The sequence below is a fragment of the Pseudomonas sp. NPDC089396 genome (assembly GCF_044749545.1).
Lineage (GTDB): Bacteria > Pseudomonadota > Gammaproteobacteria > Pseudomonadales > Pseudomonadaceae > Aquipseudomonas.
The window spans coordinates 38,557-57,193 of record NZ_JBIVIC010000010.1; the positions used below are offsets into that span (position 1 = coordinate 38,557).

At 61.9% G+C, this 18,637-nt stretch carries 16 protein-coding genes and 1 pseudogene; 11 read left to right on the forward strand and 6 right to left on the reverse strand.

All coding sequences use genetic code 11. The features are described from left to right. Positions 1 to 255 precede the first annotated feature (255 nt). Genes ACIPZB_RS19060 through ACIPZB_RS19080 form a run of 5 tightly spaced genes read left to right on the forward strand, consistent with a single transcriptional unit; the run spans position 256 to position 6,368 of the window. The gene (locus ACIPZB_RS19060) at positions 256 to 3,087 is read left to right on the forward strand and encodes a xanthine dehydrogenase family protein molybdopterin-binding subunit (RefSeq protein ID WP_400642092.1); all 2,832 of its coding nucleotides are present in this window, start codon (positions 256 to 258) and stop codon (positions 3,085 to 3,087) included. Next, positions 3,080 to 3,616: a (2Fe-2S)-binding protein gene (locus ACIPZB_RS19065; RefSeq protein ID WP_008097052.1), complete on the forward strand. Its 537-nt coding sequence runs from the start codon at positions 3,080 to 3,082 to the stop codon at positions 3,614 to 3,616. Before ACIPZB_RS19060 ends, ACIPZB_RS19065 begins: the two co-directional genes overlap by 8 nt. 2 nt (positions 3,617 to 3,618) lie before the next feature. Continuing rightward, positions 3,619 to 4,830, forward strand: a complete 1,212-nt coding sequence (locus ACIPZB_RS19070; protein ID WP_400642093.1) for a cytochrome c — start codon at positions 3,619 to 3,621, stop codon at positions 4,828 to 4,830. A 3-nt stretch (positions 4,831 to 4,833) separates the two neighbouring features. Further along, the gene (locus ACIPZB_RS19075; RefSeq protein ID WP_400642094.1) at positions 4,834 to 5,805 is read left to right on the forward strand and encodes an XdhC family protein; all 972 of its coding nucleotides are present in this window, start codon (positions 4,834 to 4,836) and stop codon (positions 5,803 to 5,805) included. Next, positions 5,802 to 6,368 carry an NTP transferase domain-containing protein gene (locus ACIPZB_RS19080; RefSeq protein WP_400642095.1) on the forward strand — a complete coding sequence of 189 codons (567 nt, stop codon included), beginning with the start codon at positions 5,802 to 5,804 and terminating at the stop codon, positions 6,366 to 6,368. The genes ACIPZB_RS19075 and ACIPZB_RS19080 overlap by 4 nt, the downstream gene beginning before the upstream one ends. A 15-nt stretch (positions 6,369 to 6,383) precedes the next feature. On the opposite strand, the gene ACIPZB_RS19085 is transcribed toward ACIPZB_RS19080, so the two are convergent. From ACIPZB_RS19085 to ACIPZB_RS19100, 4 genes and pseudogenes are all read right to left on the reverse strand, one after another. Beyond that, entirely contained in the window at positions 6,384 to 7,004 is a 621-nt protein-coding gene (locus ACIPZB_RS19085) for a GAD-like domain-containing protein (RefSeq protein ID WP_400642096.1), read from the reverse strand. A 103-nt stretch (positions 7,005 to 7,107) separates the two neighbouring features. Next, positions 7,108 to 7,725 (reverse strand): annotated as a pseudogene (locus tag ACIPZB_RS19090) (GAD-like domain-containing protein). 90 nt (positions 7,726 to 7,815) lie between these two features. After that, the gene (locus ACIPZB_RS19095; RefSeq protein ID WP_400642097.1) at positions 7,816 to 8,433 is read right to left on the reverse strand and encodes a GAD-like domain-containing protein; all 618 of its coding nucleotides are present in this window, start codon (positions 8,431 to 8,433) and stop codon (positions 7,816 to 7,818) included. A gap of 18 nt (positions 8,434 to 8,451) precedes the next feature. Further along, positions 8,452 to 9,795: a DUF6861 domain-containing protein gene (locus ACIPZB_RS19100; RefSeq protein ID WP_400642098.1), complete on the reverse strand. Its 1,344-nt coding sequence runs from the start codon at positions 9,793 to 9,795 to the stop codon at positions 8,452 to 8,454. Between the two features lie 249 nt (positions 9,796 to 10,044). Between ACIPZB_RS19100 and ACIPZB_RS19105 the strand changes: the two genes are divergently transcribed. From ACIPZB_RS19105 to ACIPZB_RS19120, 4 genes are all read left to right on the forward strand, one after another. After that, positions 10,045 to 10,728, forward strand: a complete 684-nt coding sequence (locus ACIPZB_RS19105; protein ID WP_400642099.1) for a response regulator — start codon at positions 10,045 to 10,047, stop codon at positions 10,726 to 10,728. Then, positions 10,725 to 12,044 carry an ATP-binding protein gene (locus ACIPZB_RS19110; RefSeq protein WP_400642100.1) on the forward strand — a complete coding sequence of 440 codons (1,320 nt, stop codon included), beginning with the start codon at positions 10,725 to 10,727 and terminating at the stop codon, positions 12,042 to 12,044. The genes ACIPZB_RS19105 and ACIPZB_RS19110 overlap by 4 nt, the downstream gene beginning before the upstream one ends. 535 nt (positions 12,045 to 12,579) lie before the next feature. After that, complete coding sequence (locus ACIPZB_RS19115; RefSeq protein WP_400642101.1) at positions 12,580 to 12,849, forward strand: hypothetical protein; 270 nt, start codon at positions 12,580 to 12,582, stop codon at positions 12,847 to 12,849. 4 nt (positions 12,850 to 12,853) lie between these two features. Then, entirely contained in the window at positions 12,854 to 13,126 is a 273-nt protein-coding gene (locus ACIPZB_RS19120; RefSeq protein WP_400642102.1) for a DUF3077 domain-containing protein, read from the forward strand. A gap of 166 nt (positions 13,127 to 13,292) precedes the next feature. On the opposite strand, the gene ACIPZB_RS19125 is transcribed toward ACIPZB_RS19120, so the two are convergent. Together ACIPZB_RS19125 and ACIPZB_RS19130 are read right to left on the reverse strand one after the other, a co-directional pair. Further along, positions 13,293 to 14,075 (reverse strand): TorF family putative porin, encoded by a 783-nt coding sequence (locus ACIPZB_RS19125; protein ID WP_400642103.1) that lies wholly within the window; start codon positions 14,073 to 14,075, stop codon positions 13,293 to 13,295. A 94-nt stretch (positions 14,076 to 14,169) separates the two neighbouring features. Continuing rightward, positions 14,170 to 15,912 (reverse strand): amidohydrolase, encoded by a 1,743-nt coding sequence (locus tag ACIPZB_RS19130; protein ID WP_400642104.1) that lies wholly within the window; start codon positions 15,910 to 15,912, stop codon positions 14,170 to 14,172. Positions 15,913 to 16,020: 108 nt separating this feature from the next. On the opposite strand from ACIPZB_RS19130, the gene ACIPZB_RS19135 reads away from it, so the two are divergent. Both ACIPZB_RS19135 and ACIPZB_RS19140 read left to right on the forward strand, forming a co-directional pair. Continuing rightward, complete coding sequence (locus ACIPZB_RS19135) at positions 16,021 to 16,950, forward strand: LysR family transcriptional regulator (protein WP_400642105.1); 930 nt, start codon at positions 16,021 to 16,023, stop codon at positions 16,948 to 16,950. A gap of 132 nt (positions 16,951 to 17,082) precedes the next feature. After that, positions 17,083 to 18,474, forward strand: coding sequence for an aspartate aminotransferase family protein (locus ACIPZB_RS19140; RefSeq protein ID WP_400642106.1), 1,392 nt, complete (start codon positions 17,083 to 17,085; stop codon positions 18,472 to 18,474). Positions 18,475 to 18,637 lie beyond the last annotated feature (163 nt).

The following is an 18,637-nucleotide window of genomic DNA, read 5'->3' on the forward strand; positions in this document are numbered from 1 at the left end:
GGCAGTACGTGAAGTGGGGCCATGCTGGCGTGGGTCGATTAACCCAAGGTTAACCCGCTTCCTACAAATGGCGCCGGTCGATTCAGACATACCGCGACATACTGTCCGCTTGACTTTGCCAAAGCGGCTTTTTCCTGATATAAAACTGACTTTATAGTCAGCTTTCAGGCTTTTCCCCCCTCCCGATTTTCCCTGCATCTAGAATCAAGAAATCAAAAGATGGGCAGACCTCTATTTCTGCCCAGAGGATCCAGCATGTCCAACCGTGATATATCCCGACGCTCCTTCCTGCAAGGTGGGTTGATCGCCGGTGTCGGCGTGACCATGGCGCCGCTTGGCAGCCAGGCATTTGCCGCCCTGATGGAAGACCGTGTCACCACCTCGCCGCAGAAGTGGATGAACCACGACGGCAAGGCGCGTTTCCGTAACGACGCCTTGTCCAAGGTGTGTGGCAACAAGGTCTTCGCCCGCGACATCCGCGCCAAGGACATGCCCGGCTGGCCCGCCCAGCAAGGCCACGCGATGTTGCTCAAGATCACCAAGGCCGACCGCATCTACGCCGGCTACGACCTCGACTGGCTGGGCGCCGACCTGCAGCCGGACCGCATCGTCACGGCCGCCGACCTGCAAAAGGATGGCATCGCCTGGCCTGAAGCCCACTCGCCCGACCCGCTGCTGCCCCCGGGCAAGGTGCCGATGTTCATCGGCCATCCGGTGGCGATCCTGATCTGGCACGACTTCGAGCGCTACCGCCAGGCCAAGCGCCAGCTGCAGTTCAACGACAAGGCGATCCGCTACGGCGCCCAGGCGCCGCTGTACCAGCGCGACCCCTATGGCAGCTTCCGTTTCGTGCGCGTCGGTGGCGCCACGCCGTTCGACGACGACGAGTTCTCCAGCCTGAAGAACTCCATGCTGTTCCCGACCATCCTCAACCGCAAACCGGTGTGGTCGAAGGAGCCCAACCAGCATGGCGACCTGACCGAGCAGGGCCTGTTCTACGCCAAGCGCATGGGCGAGCAGCTGGACAACCCGCCGCAGGACTGGCTGGTGTTCGACGAGCGCTACAAGACTCCGTCCATCGAACCGGCGGCGCTGGAGCCAGACAACGGCAACGGCTGGTACGACCCGACCAGCGGCACGCTGCACTTCGTGGTCGCCACCCAGTGCCCGTTCGAAGCGGCGCAGGAATGCGTGCACATGATCAAGCCGTCGCGCTTCGGCCTGCAGCACCTGAACATGCACCCTGGCTACACCGTGGGTTACGGCTCCAAGGACAACAACATCTTCGTGTTCTACGCCGCGGTTGCCGCGCTGTATGGCGCCGGTGTGCCGATTCGCCTGGCCAACGATCGCTACGAGCAGTTCCAGAGCGGCATCAAGCGCCACGCCTTCGACATCCGCTACCAACTGGCCGTGGACAAGAAGGACAACACCTTCAAGATCTTCCGCGCCGACATGAGCTGTGACGGCGGTGGCCGGATCAACTACAGCCCGTCGGTGGCCGCAGTCGGCGCCACGGCTGCCCAGTCGATCTACTACATGCCGCAGAACGACCTGTCGGTCACTGCCTACCACTCGCGTGGCGTCGAGGCCGGCTCCATGCGCGGCTACGGCACCCTGCAGAGCATGGCGGCCACCGAGATGATGGTCGACGAGATCGCCGACCGGCTGGGCGTCGATGCCATCGAGCTGCGCCGCGCCAACGCGTTGAAGTCGGGCATGAAGAACACCCAGGGCGCGGTACCGGCCGGCGCCTTGCGCCTGTACGAGATCCTCGACAAGGCCGCCGCCCACGAGTGGTGGCGCAACCGCGCCGCGCGCAAGCAGGCGATGGACGCCAAGGACCCGGATCACTGGTACGGCGTAGGTTTTGCCATCACCCAGAAAGACTTCGGCACCGGCGCCGAAGCGCCGATGGCCAGCATCGAATTCACCCCGGATGGCCGCATCAGCCTGCGCCATATCGGCACCGAGCTGGGTACCGGCATGTCCACTTCCCAGGCCCTGGTGGTCAGCGACTTCCTCGGCCGCTCGGCCGACGAGGTAAAAACCGCCGTCACCGAATGGCCGGAACTGCAACTGAGCACCAGCGGCAACCCGTACCTGATCAGCCAGGCCGAACAAGACGCCGCGCTGCGCAACCCGCGCTGGGTCGCCAAGCTGGCCTCGCCTTCGTCGGCGACCAACTCGGCCTTCTACTTCAGCCACGCCACCCGGGAAGCGGCGCGCGTGCTGTTCAACCACGGCCTGTGGCCTGCCGCCATGGCGCTGTGGAGCAAAGGCCCGTTCGGTGGCCAGGCCAACCCGCTGGTGGTGCGCCGCGAGAACGCGGTGTGGGTCAACGGCGAGCTGACCGGCAACGGCCTGTCGCCTATCCCGTTCGCCGATTTGGCGAAGAAAGCCCACGAAATGGGCCTGGTGACTGGCGTCAGCGTGCACGGTTTCAACCGCTGGAGCTGGGCTGAAGCCGACTTCGTCATCGACGGCGTGCGCGAGCGCTTCCCGCTCGATGCCATGGCGGTGAAGTATGGCGACGGCGCGCCCAACGCCAAGAAAGCCCAGATGAGCAGCGACGGCTACCACCTGCTCGACCGGCAGAACGCCGGCTACCCGGCGACCCAGCTGAACAACGCCATGGTTACCTACTACAGCCCGGTGGCGACCATCGTCGAAGTGAAAGTCAACAAAGGCACCCGTGAAGTGCAGGTGCTCAACCACCACAGCTGGGTCGAGTGTGGCCGCGTGCTGGTGCCGGAACTGGTCAAGGGCCAGCTCGAAGGCGGTATCGCCATGGGCATCGGCCATGCGCTGACCGAAGAGATGCCCCTGCATGAAGGTGGCCCAGGGGAGGGCGACTGGAACTTCAACCGGTATCGCTTACCGTTCGCCAAGGATGTGGCGGTCTGGCAGCAGACGTCCGAGATCCTGCCGCCGCTGTCGCCGACCGACCCGTCCAAAGGCATTGCCGAAGTGGTGATGATCCCGGTGGTCGGTGCCATCGGCAACGCCGTGGCCCATGCCATTGGCAAACGTGTACGCGATCTTCCGATTACTCCAGCCCGTATCAAGGAGGCCCTCAATGGCTAACCGTTCGCTTCAACTGACCCTCAACGGTCAACCGGTCGGCCCGGTCGAGGTCCCCGATGACCTGTCGATGAACGACTACCTGCACGAACACCAGAACCTCACCGGTTCCCGCCTGGGCTGCGGCCAGGGCATCTGCCACGCCTGCGTGGTGATCGTCGACAACCCCGACGGCACCAGCGAAGAAGTGCGCACCTGCATCACCGGCGTCCATTACTTCGCCGGCAAGAAAGTGCGCACCATCGAAGGTCACGCCAAGCAGGACGAGGCCGGCAACATGACGCTGAACCCGATCCAGCAGAAGTTCGTCGACCTGTTCGCTTTCCAGTGCAGCTACTGCGCACCGGGCTTCGTCAACGCCGCCACCGTGCTGGTGGAAAAGGCCCAGCGTCAGCCCTTGAAGAAAAGCGAAGTGGAAGACAGCATCGAGGCCAGCCTCGGTCACCACATCTGCCGTTGTACCGGTTACGTGCGTTACTACGACGCCACGCGCACGGTGCTCAATGATCTTGGCCTGGTCAAGGAGGGTTGAGCATGGGCTTCGTTCGTTCCGGCCTGGCGCTGGCGCTTGGTCTTGCCTTCTCGCTGGCTGCCCAGGCGTCCGATGACGCGCAGGTCAAACGGGGTCAATACCTGGCCCGCGCCGCCGACTGCATGGCGTGCCACACCGCCGAGGGCGGCGCACCGTTTGCCGGTGGCCTGCCGATCCATTCGCCGTTCGGCACCATCTACGGCAGCAACATTACCCCGGACAAGCAGTACGGCATCGGCAACTACAGCGCCGACGAATTCTTCGCGGCCGTCACCGAAGGCAAACGCAAGGATGGCGCCAACCTGTACCCGGCCATGCCGTACACCTCGTACCACCTGATCAGCCGGGAAGACTCCGACGCGATCCTGGCGTACCTGATGACCATCCCGCCGATCAACCGCCCGGCGCCGGAGACCAAGCTGAGCTTCCCGTTCAACGTGCGCACGGGCCTGTCTGGCTGGAATATGCTCTACGGCAAGAGCGTCCAGCTGCAGCCCACCGAGGGCAAGAGCCCGGCCTGGCAGCGCGGTCAGTACATGGTCGAAGTCATGGGCCACTGCGGCGAATGCCACACCCCGCGCAACCCGATCGGTGCGCTGCAACAGGACAAGCGCCTGACCGGCGGCCTGCTCAATGGCTACCTGGCGCCGAGCCTGCTGGCCCAGGACCTGGCCGACCGAGGCTGGACCCAGCCGGACCTGACCACCTTCCTCAAGCATGGCATCAGTGCCCAGGGCAGCATGTTCAACGAGATGTTCCCGGTGGTGCACCTCAGTACCCAGCACCTGGAGGACGCTGACCTGGCGGCCATGGCTACCTATCTGCTGGGCGACCAGCCGCCGGCGGCCAAAGTCATCAAGGAAGTGCCGTTGGAGCAGCTGACCGACAGCGCCAAGCGCGGCCGGCAGCAGTACCTCAACGTCTGCGCCGGTTGCCACGGCGTCGACGGCGAGGGCAAGCCGCACATCGCGGTGGCCATGCAGGGCAACACCGTGCTGCGCCAGGGCGACTCGCGCAACCTGGTCAAGGCCATTGTTGACGGCATCCGTGAGCAGCAGTTCACTGGCTTCGAGCGCATGCAGCCGATGCCAGGCTTTGCCGACAAGCTCGATGACCAGCAACTGACGGACATGGTCAACTACCTGCGCCAGGCCTGGGGTGGATTGCCCGGTGACCTGAGCGTGCAGCAGCTCGCCGAGCTGAAGGCGGAGTAAACGGTGCAGCATCTCGATCTACAGGTCATACGCCAGGCGTTGCAGTGGTCCTGCAACGGCCAGCGGGTCTGGTTGTGCACGGTGCTTGCCACCTACGGCTCGGCGCCCCGTGCGCCGGGCTCGATGCTGGCGGTGAACGACAGCGGGCAGTGGGTTGGCTCGCTGTCGGGCGGCTGCGTGGAAGATGATTTTCTCGAGCGCGTGGCCTTGGGCGAGTTTCCGGAGCCGGTGGCCATCGTGCGCTATGGCGACGGTAGCGACCGGCGCTCGAACATTCGCCTGCCGTGTGGCGGGGTGCTCGAGGTGCTGGTGGAGAACCTGTCGGCGGATTGCGAGGTGCAGGCGCATTTGCGTGCGCTGGAAAGCGCCTTGCAGGGCCAGCGTCGCTTGCTGCGCGAGGTGAGTTTGCCGCAAGGCGATCGCCGGCTCAGCGATGACACGGCCCAAGGGCCACGGGTCGTGCGTGAAGCCAGCCGTGTGTACTTGCGGATCGGTGCTGCCCAGCGTCTGCTGCTGGCGGGGTATTCCAGCGTCGCCCATTACTGCGCCGAGTTCGGCAAGGGCATGGGCTTCGAGGTCATCCTGTGCGACCCGCGCGAAGAGGTGCTCGACGGCGTGGTGCTGAACGGCATCGAAGTGCGCCGGGAGCTGCCCTCGGAATTCATCGCCAACGGCGGTTGCCATGCCGACACGGCCGTGGTGGCGCTGACCCATGATCCGAAGATCGACGATCTGGCCATGCTCGAAGCGGTGCGCACCGAAGCGTTCTACATCGGTGTGATGGGCTCCCGGGCTACCTCCGACAAGCGTCGCGAACGCCTGCACCGGATTGGCGGCCTGAGCGCCGACGAGCTGGCACGTATCCATGCACCGATCGGCCTGAACCTGGGCAGCAAGACACCGGCGGAGATCGCCCTGGCGGTGCTCGCCGATATCCTGCGCCAGCACAACGGCATCGAGCGGGCAGCGCTGTGAGTGTGGTGGCGCTGGTGCTGGCGGCCGGCAGCAGCGTGCGCTTCGGCGGCGACAAACGCCGGGCCACGCTGGACGACGGGCGCAGCTTGCTGGTGCATAGCGTCGAACGTGCCTGTTCGGTGTTCCGCGATGTGCGCGTGGTACTGCGTGATGGCGAGCGGGGCGAAGATCTCGGGCTGCCGAGCGAATGCCGGATCATTGCCAGCCCGGACGCCGGGTTGGGGATGGGGCATAGCCTGGCGGCTGGGGCGGCTTCGCTGGTCGACAGTGATGCACAGGCGGTGGCGATTCTGTTGGGCGATATGCCTTGGATATCGCCGGCAACCTTTGGCCAGCTTGTATTGGCTGCGGGTGCATCCACCATCGTCTTGCCACAGCATGACGGGCAGCAGGGGCATCCCGTGTTGTTCGGGCGCGATTTCTGGCCGGCGCTTTCACGCCTCACGGGTGATGAAGGGGCAAGGTCGGTAGTGAAGGCGCACCCCGCGAGTTGCATCAGGCTTGAAGTGCAGGACGCCGGGATATTGCAGGATGTGGATCGGCCTGAAGCGGTTTACCGCTGAGGGCGTTCGTTCTGCCTATTCAGCTTCTTCTTCCTCATCATCGAGTTCATACGGCTCAAGCTCAGCCATCTGCGAGAGCAGAATCAAATGCACTTCGGCATCGAGTCGCTGAAGACGATCCAGCGTGGCAGAGCCTCCCAGCACCAGGGCAGGCACGAAACCGTACATCTCGTTAGCTTGCAAATCGCCCAATGTTTCCCGGGCCTCGTCGAAAAGACCCAGACCGATGTTTTCGGTCATGGCCCACATGAGCAGGCTCTGGATCTTGTTGTCCCGTTCTTCGCTAGTTGAGCTTGGGGCACTCAAGAAGTACCGGGAATGGTAGGCCGCAATGGTCAGCATCGAGCCGGTGTTTTCACCCCACAGGTACAACTCGCCGAACGCGCTGCGGGCGATTAGGTGATAGGTATCGTGGGTGGTGCCGCCGAGCCAGGAATCGACTACGGATTCGTATTCACCTGGGTTTACCAGCCAGAAAAGCCCGCCGCCGTAGCCGCACCAGCCGTGTTCTTTCCAGTAGTCGAGGAGTTGGTTGGGGAGTTTGCCTTTGTAGTGTTCGAGGGCGGAATCCGGAACGGGCTGGTGACCGATGGGGTTGCCGAAGGTTTCGAGGAAGATGGAGAAGACTACGTTCATTGGTTAATTCCTTTTTGGTTTTTGTGTGGATAAAGAATCTGCAATAGTGAGTGCTGATTGTATGTGAATGCCAGGCGCCTAACGGCATTTGATTTATGTGTTGCTAGAAGTCGGAGAATGAGTAGGGTTCAAGAGTTGAGAGTTGAGAAAGGAATGTCAGGTGTTCCACTGCCTTAACTCTCTCAATGCGCTCAAGCTTGCTTGTTTCGCCGAACGCTAGCGCCGGAACAAATCCATATATTTCGTCGTGTTCAAGTCTGCCCAGTTTATTTTTTGCTGGCTCGAAGAAATCTCCAAAATCGTTGGCTTCCCGATCCATTAGTAGGAAAAATTTCTGCACTTCATTTTCGTGTTCGAGTGTTGTGAGCTGACGGGTTCTGCCGCAATAGTTTGCCCTGTAGGGTGAGATTTCTAATGAGGCTCCGGAGTTCTAGCCGTATAAATATAGGTCGCCAAAAGCACCTCGCGCTATTATGTGATATGTATCCCGCCCCTCTAGTGTTGTGCCCTCTATGAATGCGGCAGCAACGCCTTCGTAAACTTGCGGGTTGACGGTCCAAAATATTCCCTCGCCATAACCGCACCAGCCGTGTTCTTCCCAAAATTCGAGTAGTTGGTCAGGTAATTTGCCTCGATAGCGCTCTATGCTTGAGGCCGGGACCTCTTGGCGGTAAATAGGGTTGCCAATAGTTTCGGTGAATATTGCGTATCCCTCATCCATGGTTGAAGTGTCCTCTTGTTAGCGCCTGTGCAGCTTTCAACAAGGCAGCCATAGCCTTGAGGTTTGATCATCCCTGTCCAGTTGCCGCTTTCAAAGGTCGGACATTGTATACGGCTCGAGTGATGTGATCTGAGAAAGCAGAATTAAATGCTCTACGGTCTTTACTTTTTCGATATATTGGAGGTCTGCCTGGCCGCCAAGTGATAGGGCAGGAACAAAGCCATACATTTCATCATCACGAAGTGTGCCTAACTTGTTTTTGGAGGGATCGAACAAATCGTCAAAATCGTTATAGTCTTTTTCAAAGGTTAGGAGGAAATTTTGCACTTCTCTATCTGTGTCAGGCGGTGAGATATTTTGGTTTGAAATAGAGTATCGAGAGACTGGAGCATCGATTGAGAGAGAGAAGCCAGTTTTTTCCCCGAAAAGGTATAAGTCGCCAAAGGCGCTTCGTGCTACGAGATGGAAAGTGTCCAGGGCCTCTAGCGCTGTATTCTCGATCCAGGATGCAACTACCGCCTCATATTCTTGAGGGTTCACAAGCCAGAGAATGCCTTCGCCGACCCCGCACCAGCCGTACTCTTTCCAATATGAGAGCAAGAGTGGGGGGAGCTTTCCCTTGTAACGTTCAATGCTTGACGGAGGTACTTCGCGCCTTGCCATGATGGGGCCGTTTTTTTCTAGGAATCTTGCAAGGATTTCGTCCATCATTTGCCTCGCTAGTGATTAGCATTTGTGAAGTTTCACATTCATTAATGTTGATTCTGAATCTGTTTTCGGTACTTTCTTTGCAGCTGATGTCAGGTCGTTTATTTTGCTTTTCCATTGCGGGCCAATGGTAGAGTTTACTTGTTTGTCTCCAAAGCCAGAAATGACATCCTTGCCTCCGGCAATCAAATCCGGGTTGTGCAGGGCAGCAATTGAAGCCATGGTCTCTTTCGTTTGTTGGATGGCAATTTTTTCTGCCTCTAGTGCAGGCATGACTTTTGATAGCTCGGATTGAAGTCTTGCTTGAAGCTCGCGCTGTAGTTTCATCCTTGCCCTTCTTGCAACTCGAGGGTCACGCTTCACTGGATTTGCCACGTTTTCCAGGAACTCCTCAACCGTCAGTCGGTTCAACCCATCCTGCTGTCCTTTGAGTTGCCGTTCAAATTCGCCATGTTTGGAGCCTGGCAATTTATCCGCCTTGAAGCACGCCACCGTATGCAGAGGCATGCTACCGGGCTTGCCCTTCGAAGGCTCCTTGTCTTTCCCGTTAGGCCGATTCGGCTGCTGAGGCTGCGCATCATCCATCGCCCCCTTGCGCCGTTCCGGCACCTGCAAATCCGGCCGCTTCTTCAACCCCTCCTCATGCTTGAGCATCCACTGCCCGAGCCGCGCGCCCTTGCTGCTGGCCGCCATCTCCTGCGCCAGCACTCGGGCATCGCCGCGCCCGCGGGTGAGGTACGAGACGATCGCCCCCAACAGCAGCACCACGACTTCCACATGACCCAAGGCAATCTGGTGAGCAGCACTGGAAATCGCATACGGATCGTCCCGCCCGAACGGGTTGAATCCCTCGTCCCGCGTGCCCTCCCAGGCGATGCGGATGCCATCGAGGTAGTACTCGCCGATGCGGGGCAGGCCTTCGATGAAGAACTCGGCAATGGAGGCAAGCCCCAGTACGCCCAGTATCCAGCCACTGACCTTGAGGCCCATCGCCGCCCCTGCAGCCCCGAGGGGGAGGGCGCCAGCACCACCGCCAAAGGCGCCGAGGCCTGCGCCCAGCAAGCCACCGGTAATGGCGCTGCCGGCGACGATCATCGCCATCTGCTTCACAACGTCGATCAGTTCATCGACGATGCTGTTGATGTCGAGCTCGGCAAAGCGTTGCCGCAGCAGGTGCGCCGCTTGCCATTCGGCGTGGATAAAGGCTTTGCGCACGCTGTCCACGCGGCGCAGGTTGAGGGCCAGTGAGGCAACCGGTTCGTTGCTGTAGGTCCGAAAATGGGCGCCTCCCTGATAGCCCATGCGATCGGTAACGCGTGATTCGATCTCGAGCCACGAGGGCACGAGGTAATCCAGATACATGTGGTGTCTCCCTGACATCGCGTACAGGGGGAAATCTCACCACATATGAATCAAAGAAATTTCCCTAAAGAATGTAGGAAATTTCCCAAAGTTCGCCGAAACACGCTTAAAAGCTTCGATCCTGAGGTGATGCCTTTTCAGTCAATGCCAGGGCGAAGATCTCACACCAACCGCCGAACCAGGCCCATAATCCCCAGTTAATCCCTCCATAGTGCAATGCCACCCACACCATTCCGGGAGCTCTTGACCATGCACGTTCTGCTCTGCGAGGACGACGACCTGATCGCCAGCGGCATCTGCGCCGGCCTCACCGCCCAGGGCCTGACCGTCGACCGCGTGGCCAACGCCGGCGCTGCCCGGGCCATGCTCCAGGCGGCGCAGTTCGATGTGATGATTCTCGACCTCGGCCTGCCCGACGAAGACGGCCTCAAGCTGCTGCGCCGCCTGCGCCAGCAGGGCATCGACCTGCCGGTGCTGGTGCTCACCGCCCGCGATGCGGTGACCGACCGGGTCGACGGCCTGCAGGCCGGTGCCGACGACTACCTGCTCAAGCCCTTCGACCTGCGCGAGCTGGCCGCGCGCCTTCACACCTTACTGCGGCGTGTCGCCGGGCGGGCGGTGAACGTGATCGAGCATGGCCCGCTGCGCTATGACCCCAGCAGCTGCGAAGCGACCTTGGCCGGCCAGTCGGTCGACCTGTCGCGGCGCGAGCAGGCCCTGCTCCAGGCCCTGCTGCAGAACCCTGGTCGGGTGCTGTCCAGCGAGCAGCTCAAGGACTGCGTGTATGGCTTTAGCGACGAGGTCGAGAGCAACGCTTTGAACGTCCACATCCACCACCTGCGCCGCAAGCTCGGCAACAGCATCGTCGAGACCGTGCGTGGCCTGGGCTACCGACTGGGGCCGGCGCAGGCGCCGGAGGACAGCGCATCATGAGCCTGCGGGTACGCCTGAGCCTGATCCTGGGCAGCGCCTTCATCATCATCTGGGTGCTGGCCGCCGCCTGGATGCTGCGCGACCTGCGCCAGCAGATGATGTTCTCCCTCGATCAGCGCCTGGTCGCCTCGGCGCGCATGGTCGCCGGGCTGATCGACCAGTTGCCGCCGCTGACCGCCAAGGGCGAGGAAGCGCATTTCTCGGCCGACCAGTTCAGCGTGCCCGATGGCATGGCCTGCCAGGTCACCTCGCTGCGTGGCGAGATCCTGGCCAGCAACCACAAGCACGACGGCGCCATGGACGACCAGCAGAGCGGCTTCCGCGACCAGACCATCGACGGCGCGCTGTGGCGCACCTTCACCTACAACCACGGCGATGTGCGCATCACCACCGCCGACCGCCACATGGAGCGCGAAGCGCTCAACCAGTCCATTCTGCTGGCGGCCTCGGCGCCGGTGCTGATGGCCTTGCTGGGCAGCCTGGGGCTGGTGTGGATTGGCCTGGGCAAGGGCCTGGAGCCGCTCAACCGCATGCGCGATGCCCTGCGACGACGGCGGGCCGACAGTGTCGAGCCCCTGCAGGTGTCCGGCCTGCCGAGTGAACTGCAACCCTTGCTCGAAACCCAGAACCAGCTGTTCCTGCGCATCGGCCAGGCGTTGGAGCGCGAGCGCCGCCTGACTGACGATGCCGCGCACGAACTGCGCAGCCCGCTGACGGCGATCAAGACCCACTTGCAGGTGGCCCGCATGACCGACGGCGCGGTGCGAGAGCAGGCGCTGGAGCATGCCGAGCAGGGCGCCGACCGTATGCACCGCACGCTGGAGCAGTTGCTGATGCTGGCACGGGTCGAAGGCAGCCTGTCGTTCGAAGACGGCGTGCAGTGCAGCGCTGAGCAGGTCGCGCGGCAGGCGGTGCAGGATGCCGGTGGCGGCGACAACCGGCGCATCGTGCTGCGCTTGCCGGAAGAGGCCACGCAGATCTACCTGGGCATGCCCGCGCCGCTGGCAGTGGCGGCCTTGCGCAACCTGCTGGACAACGCCCTGCGCCATGGCGGTGACAGTGAGGTGGAGCTGGAGGTGCAGATGGCGGCGGGGCAGGTGGGCTTCATGGTCCGCGACCATGGGCCGGGGATTGCCGAAGGTGATCTGCAGCACCTGACCGAGCGATTCTGGCGCCATGGGCAGAGTGGCGGGTGCGGGTTGGGGTTGGCGATTGTGCAGGCGATTGTGCAGCGCTGTGCGGGCAGCCTGAAGTTCGACAGCCGTAGTGATGGGTTGCGGGTGTTGTTGCAGGTGCCGGCGCGGTCGGGGCACTGATTTTCTTCGCCTGTACTGGCCCTATCGCTGGCAAGCCAGCTCCTACAGGTACCCCACTGCTCTTGAGAACAGTGGGGTACCTGTGTTCGGGACACTGATTTTCTTCACCTGTATTGGCCCTATCGCTGGCAAGCCAGCTCCCGCAGGTACCCCACTACCCTTGAGGACAGTGGTGTACCTGTGGGAGCCGGCTTGCCGGCGATAGGGACATCAGCCGTAAGATATTTCTGAACTTGAAACCAAATGCTTCAGGATTCGCTAGCTTGGGAATTATCCTACGAGCGCTGCTGAAGTTTCGCTGTTGTCGGGGAAATGCCTCACGGATAACGTTCTCGGGTCGCTCCGGCGACCGGGCATGAGAACCCGACATTAGCTAGCAGCACCTTTATGGTGGCCGTACGTGGGCGGGCTTTCGCCTGGCCGAGTGTTTGCTAGCTTCTATCGGCTTTCTCACACCCGCGTACGGCTGCCACCTTCAATCCATGAGAAAGATTCAGGTGGTAGTTCCCTTTGTCTGTGAAGCTGGAATTACACCATGAAGAAGATCGTTCCCGATCCTCCCCGCCGTAAACCCATCACTACCCCATTCTTCACCGTCCAATCCGACATGTACCCACCCGACGCCCTGGCCCACGTCAGCGAGCTGCTACGCGGCGTCATCGAAACCCTCGACGAACACTGCCGCGCCCGCGCTGGCGAATCTGGCCTGAGCATGCTGGGCAATGCCATGCATGCCAGCGAGATCGCGTTTGCGTTGGTGGAGCATGTGCACGCTCGGCTGTATGGCCAACAGGCTCAGAGGTGATGACATGGCGGACGAACCCAAAGTCCTCACCACCGCCGGCGTGGAGACGTTCCTCGATGTCGGTAACCCACCCATCGACCTGTTACGCGTCCAGCCAGGCATTCCGATCGATGATGCCTATGAGCAAGTTTCGATACTCCTGGGCTACATCAAGCACCTGGTGCGCGAGGGCGACATGGAAGATGACCACAAGCTGCTCGGCGCAGCGGATTACCTGAGTGCCTTGGCCAAGGCGTTGATGAACGATATCGAGATGGCCAAGAACCGGTTGCATTGACCTTTAGGGCCCTATCGCTGGCAAGCCAGCTCCCACAGGTACCCCACTGCCCTTGAGAACAGTGGTGTACCTGTGGGAGCTGGCTTGCCAGCGATAGGGCCAGTAGCCACAAGAAATATCTGAACCTGAAACCAATTCGCGAGACAAGCCCGTTCCCGCACCCTACCTAGAATGTCTTGCTGGCACTGGCAACCACAGCAGGTCCACACAAGTCGTCGTAACCGGTAAAGCTCTGGCACTCGGTCTTGGACAAATCGGTATCAACGTAGCTAAGTCCCCATGTCACCCCGACCAGATCACGGCTCAGCTTGATCTCCCAGTTGCGGTAACTGGATCGGCCGTTGCCATCGTTACTGAAAAAGACATCATCCTTGTAGTCGACGTATTCGTAGCGGGCTTCGAAACCGACCTCTGCCGGCAACAGGGTGCGATAGCCGATCAGGAACGAGGCCAGGTCCTCGTCTTTGCCTGCGGGGTGAATGAGGTGTTCTTCAGCTTCGTCCCAGACCTCCGGCCCCAAGGCGTTATGGACATATTTGGCACCCACCAGCACGCCGTAGACATCCAGCAGTGCCTGCACATCGCTCTGGTTGAAGTCGCTTTCGCGGGGGTAGTCGTACTTGGTGTAGTACGTGTCGAGGCTGATGTCATCGGTCATTTGCCAGTAGTAGCCCGCGTAATACTCGATTTCCTGGCGAGTGCGAGTGTCGAGACCGAAGTCGACATTCGAGGTCCACACCCCGGCGTACAGGCCGCTGGCGTGGCTGAGCACGATATTCAACTGCGCGGCGGGGTCGCCGAGGGTTTGCGAAAGGCCACTGGAGCGGTAATCGCTGACCAGCGTAGGCGTCACATCTAGGCGAAACTGATCATTCAGCTCGAATGCCTGAACACGGCTCAGCGGCACCAGCACAAGGCCAGCCATGAGCAGGGCGGGTAACGTGCGCATACGGATCTTCCTGTTCTTATTGGTGTTGGCAGATGCGGCAATGCTGCGCCGAGCTCCGTGCAATGCACGGAGCTCGGCGTTGGTACCCGTCGTATCAGGACTCGGGGGCGTATACCTGCTTACCCGCGAAGTAGGTCTTCAGCACTTGGGTGTCGAACAGTTCATCGTCGCTGACCTTGAACACATCGCGGTCCAGAACAATCAGGTCAGCTTGCTTGCCGGGCGCCAGGGAGCCGATCTGCCGGTCCAGGCGCAGGGCTTTGGCGGCGTTGAGGGTGTAGGCGTAGAACATGATTTCGCGGTCGATGCTTTCGCCGCTGTTGAGAACGCCCAGCGGGCCTTTGCGGGTGCTGGCCTGGGCGATGGCGTTCCACGGGTTGGGGCTCGATACCGGCCAGTCGCTGCCACCGGCAATCACGGCGCCAGCTTTATGCAAGGACTGGGCGGGGTACATGTAGCGGTAGGCAGAGTCGCTGATATAGGGCTTCACCAGTTCCTCGGTATAGGACTCGGCAGTGGCCCAGAGCAGTTGCATGTCGGCAATCACCCCGAGCTGACTGAAGCGTGGGAAGTCCTTTGGGTCAATCAGCTGAATGTGGCCAATGCTGTGCGGCGGCGGGGTGGGGTTGAGCTTGCGGGCATACGCGAAGCCATTGAGTGCTTCACGCACGGCACGGTCGCCGACGGCATGCACATGCACGATCCAGTCATGCTTTTCTGCGGCTGTGACCAATTTGCCGAAGTTCGCCGGGTCGATCAGCAGTTCACCCTTTTTCTGACTGTTCTTGTAGGGCTCAAGTACTGCGGCGCTCTGGCCGGGGAATTCCAGGATGCCGTCCGCGAAGACCTTCAGGCCGGGGAATGTCAGGTTCGGCACACCTTGAAACTGCTGCATGACCTTGGCCAACGCCTCGAGCTCGGCGGGCTTGCTTTTCGGGTAGGCAATCAGCAGGGCGGCAACGTGGGCATTCAGTTCGCCCAGCTCCGACAGCTTACGGTAGAGCGGTAGCACACCAACGTTCTGCTCGGTCGGGCGCAGTTCGAACAGCGAGTCGCCGGCACCGGCATTGGAGGCCGCGTCCATCCAGGCGGTAACGCCATATTGGTTGTTGATCTTCACCGCTTGGCGGGTAGCCTCCAGCATCGTGTCTTCGCTGTGCTCGGGCAGCTGACTGCGCACGCGGTCCCAGCCATTTTCGGCGAGGTAACCCGTGGGTGTGAAATCGGCCTCATGGGCAATGTAGTTCCGCTCCTTCTCCGGGAGGCCTTTGACCAAGGCAGCGTCGATTTTCAGGCGTTTGAGCATGGCCTGGTTGGCCCAGCCGGTGTGCCCGTCGATACCGTTCAGAACCAGTGGCTGTTCGGCCCAGTGGCCTTGGTTGAAGCGCTGCCCGAGCGCCCGGTCCTGCTCCCAGTAGGCCGAGCTGACGCCGGCAATGCTGATCACGTCGGCGCGACGGGCGCGCCCGGCCTTGTCCTCGGCAATGATCCACTGTTCTAGTTCAGGTAACGGTTTGACTTCGTCGAGCAGGTTCGAGCCCAGGCCATCGAGGGCGGCCATGATCGGGTGGCTGTGACCGTCGATCATGCCAGGCATCAGCACCTTGCCGCCCAGGTCGACAACCTCGGTCGAGGTGCCTGCGAGGGCCTTGATCTCGGCATCGCTCCCCACTTTGAGGATCTTGCCGTTTTCCACGGCGACGGCCTGCGCCAGTGCTTGACCCGGCTCTGCAGTGAACACCTTGCCATTGAAAAACAGCAGATCGGGTGCGGCCATGGCTTCCATTGAGGCAAAAGCCATGGCACTGACCAAAACGTTCGAGATAAATCGTTGCATCGCGGCGGCCTATAGTTTTTATTGGACTCCACGCGAGACTAACGAATGGTGCAAGCGGGCAGAATATCGCCGGCAAGCAAAACCTTTTTGCCAAACAGGAAAAACTGCATGGATACGCTTGGCGCCCTGAGCATGTTTGTCGCCACCGCCGAGCATGGCAGTTTCAGCCGGGCGGCCGAGCAGTTGGGCAAGACGCCCTCGGCACTGACCAAGGCGGTCAGCCACCTGGAGGCCGACCTTGGCGCGAAGCTGTTCGAGCGCAGCACCCGACGCACCGTGCTGACCGAGGCTGGCCGGCTCTACCTGGAAACCGCCCGCCAGGTGTTGCAGCGCCTGCATGAGGTGGGTGAGGAGATTGGCCAGTTGCAGCACGGTCTGCATGGCAACCTGAGGCTGACTGCGCCGCTGGCCTTTGGACGGGCCTTTCTCGATCAGGCCTGTGCGGGCTTTCTTGTCGCCCATCCGCAGATCAAGCTGCGCGTAGACCTCAGCGATACCTTCGTCGACCTTGGCGATGGGAGCTATGACCTGGCCCTGCGTGAAGGGCGAAGTGACCTGCCAGGACTGATCGTCAAACCCTTGGGGGAAAACCGCATTGTCCTGTGTGCCAGCCCGGCGTACCTGGCGGCCCAGCCGATGACGGTGAGCCCGGAAACCTTCGACCATCACCAGTGGCTGATCTACCGCCATCCGGCGCTGGACCCGAGCTACTGGTGGGTATCCTTGGACGGCGTGCGCATGCGCGTCCCGCAACCGCAGGCGCGCCTGCTGAGCGACAACTACGACCTGCTGCTGGCCAATACCCTGCTGGGCCTGGGCCTGCACGCGTGTCCGTTGTGGAGCGTGCAGCCCTACCTGGAGAGCGGTCAGTTGCTGCAGGTAATGAACGCGTACGACTTCGACCCGGACGCTTTCGGCCCGCTGATCCTCGCCGTTTACCCCAGCCATCGCCGAGCGACGCGCAAGGTACAGGCGTTCATTGACTACCTGGCGGGCTTTCTCGAAGCCCGCGGTTTGACGTTCTCAAGCCACCCGTGAACGCGGGCTGGCCCAAGAAAGGGCCGCCCAAGCCCAGCAAAAATCCCACGGCAAGCGCTAAATCCTCCCCGCACCCAAGCGTTTCCCAAGCGACCACTACCCGCACATTCGCTTGCTTGCGAGGATTCACCCATGTCGATCGCTTCCAGCCTTGCCCAGGCCCTGCCGGCCAGCGCGCCGCAACCGCTGTACGAGTTCACCGACTCGCCCTTGCTGCAACGCCAGCAGCAACAGGAATCCAACGCCCGCAGCTACCCCCGGCGCATCCCGCTGGCGCTCAAACGTGCCCGTGGCATCCATGTCGAGGACGTCGAGGGCCGCCAGTTCATCGACTGCCTGGCCGGCGCCGGCACCCTGGCCCTGGGTCACAACCACCCGGTGGTGATCGAGGCGATCCAGCGCGTGCTGGCCGACGAATTGCCCCTGCATACCCTGGACCTGACCACGCCGGTAAAAGACCGCTTCGTCCAGGACCTGTTCGGCGTGTTGCCCGAGGCGCTGCGCCGCGAGGCCAAGGTGCAGTTCTGCGGCCCGACCGGCACCGATGCCGTGGAAGCGGCGCTCAAACTGGTGCGCAGCGCCACCGGGCGCAGCACCGTGCTGGCCTTCCAGGGCGCCTACCACGGCATGAGCCAGGGTGCGCTGAGCCTGATGGGCAGCCACGGTCCCAAGCAACCGCTGGGCGCGTTGCTCGGCAATGGCGTGCAGTTCATGCCGTACCCCTACGATTACCGTTGCCCGTTCGGCCTGGGCGGTGAAGCCGGGGTCAAGGCCAGCCTGCATTACCTGGAAAACCTGCTGCTCGACCCGGAAAGCGGGGTGCCGCTGCCGGCGGCCGTCATCCTCGAAGTGGTGCAGGGCGAGGGCGGCGTGATCCCCGCCGACATCGCCTGGCTGCAAGGCGTGCGGCGCATCACCGAACAGGCCGGCGTGGCGCTGATCGTCGACGAGATCCAGAGCGGCTTCGCCCGCACCGGGCGGATGTTCGCCTTCGAGCACGCCGGCATCGTGCCGGACGTGGTCACCCTGTCCAAGGCCATTGGTGGCAGCCTGCCGCTGGCGGTGGTGGTCTACCGTGACTGGCTCGATACCTGGAAGCCGGGCGCCCACGCCGGCACCTTCCGTGGCAACCAGATGGCCATGGCCGCAGGCTCCGCGGTGATCAACTACCTGGTCGAGCATCGCCTGGCCGAACACGCCGAAGCCATGGGCCAGCGTCTGCGCGGGCACCTGCTGAACGTGCAACGCCAGTACCCGCAGCTCGGTGACATCCGTGGCCGCGGCCTGATGCTGGGGGTGGAACTGGTCGACCCGAGCGGCCCGCTCGATGCACTGGGGCACCCGCCGGCCAATCGCGAGCTGGCGCCGAAGGTGCAGCGCGAATGCCTCAAGCGCGGGCTTATCCTCGAACTGGGCGGCCGGCACGGCGCGGTGGTGCGCTTCCTGCCGCCGCTGATCATCACCGCACCGCAGATCGATGAGGTAGCCCAGCGCTTCGCCGAGGCGCTGGCTGCTGCAGTCTGATCCTTCGGGGCCGCGTCGCGGCCCTCTCTGAATCCTTCCTTGCAGAGGCGGCACGCGTGCCGCCTCTCATCCCTGCGCGGCCGTCCGCTCACCGCGATCCCCCCATCCGCCAGCGTTAATTTTTTTCAGGTTGTATCCGTTTCGTAGGGATAGCCGGGCACTG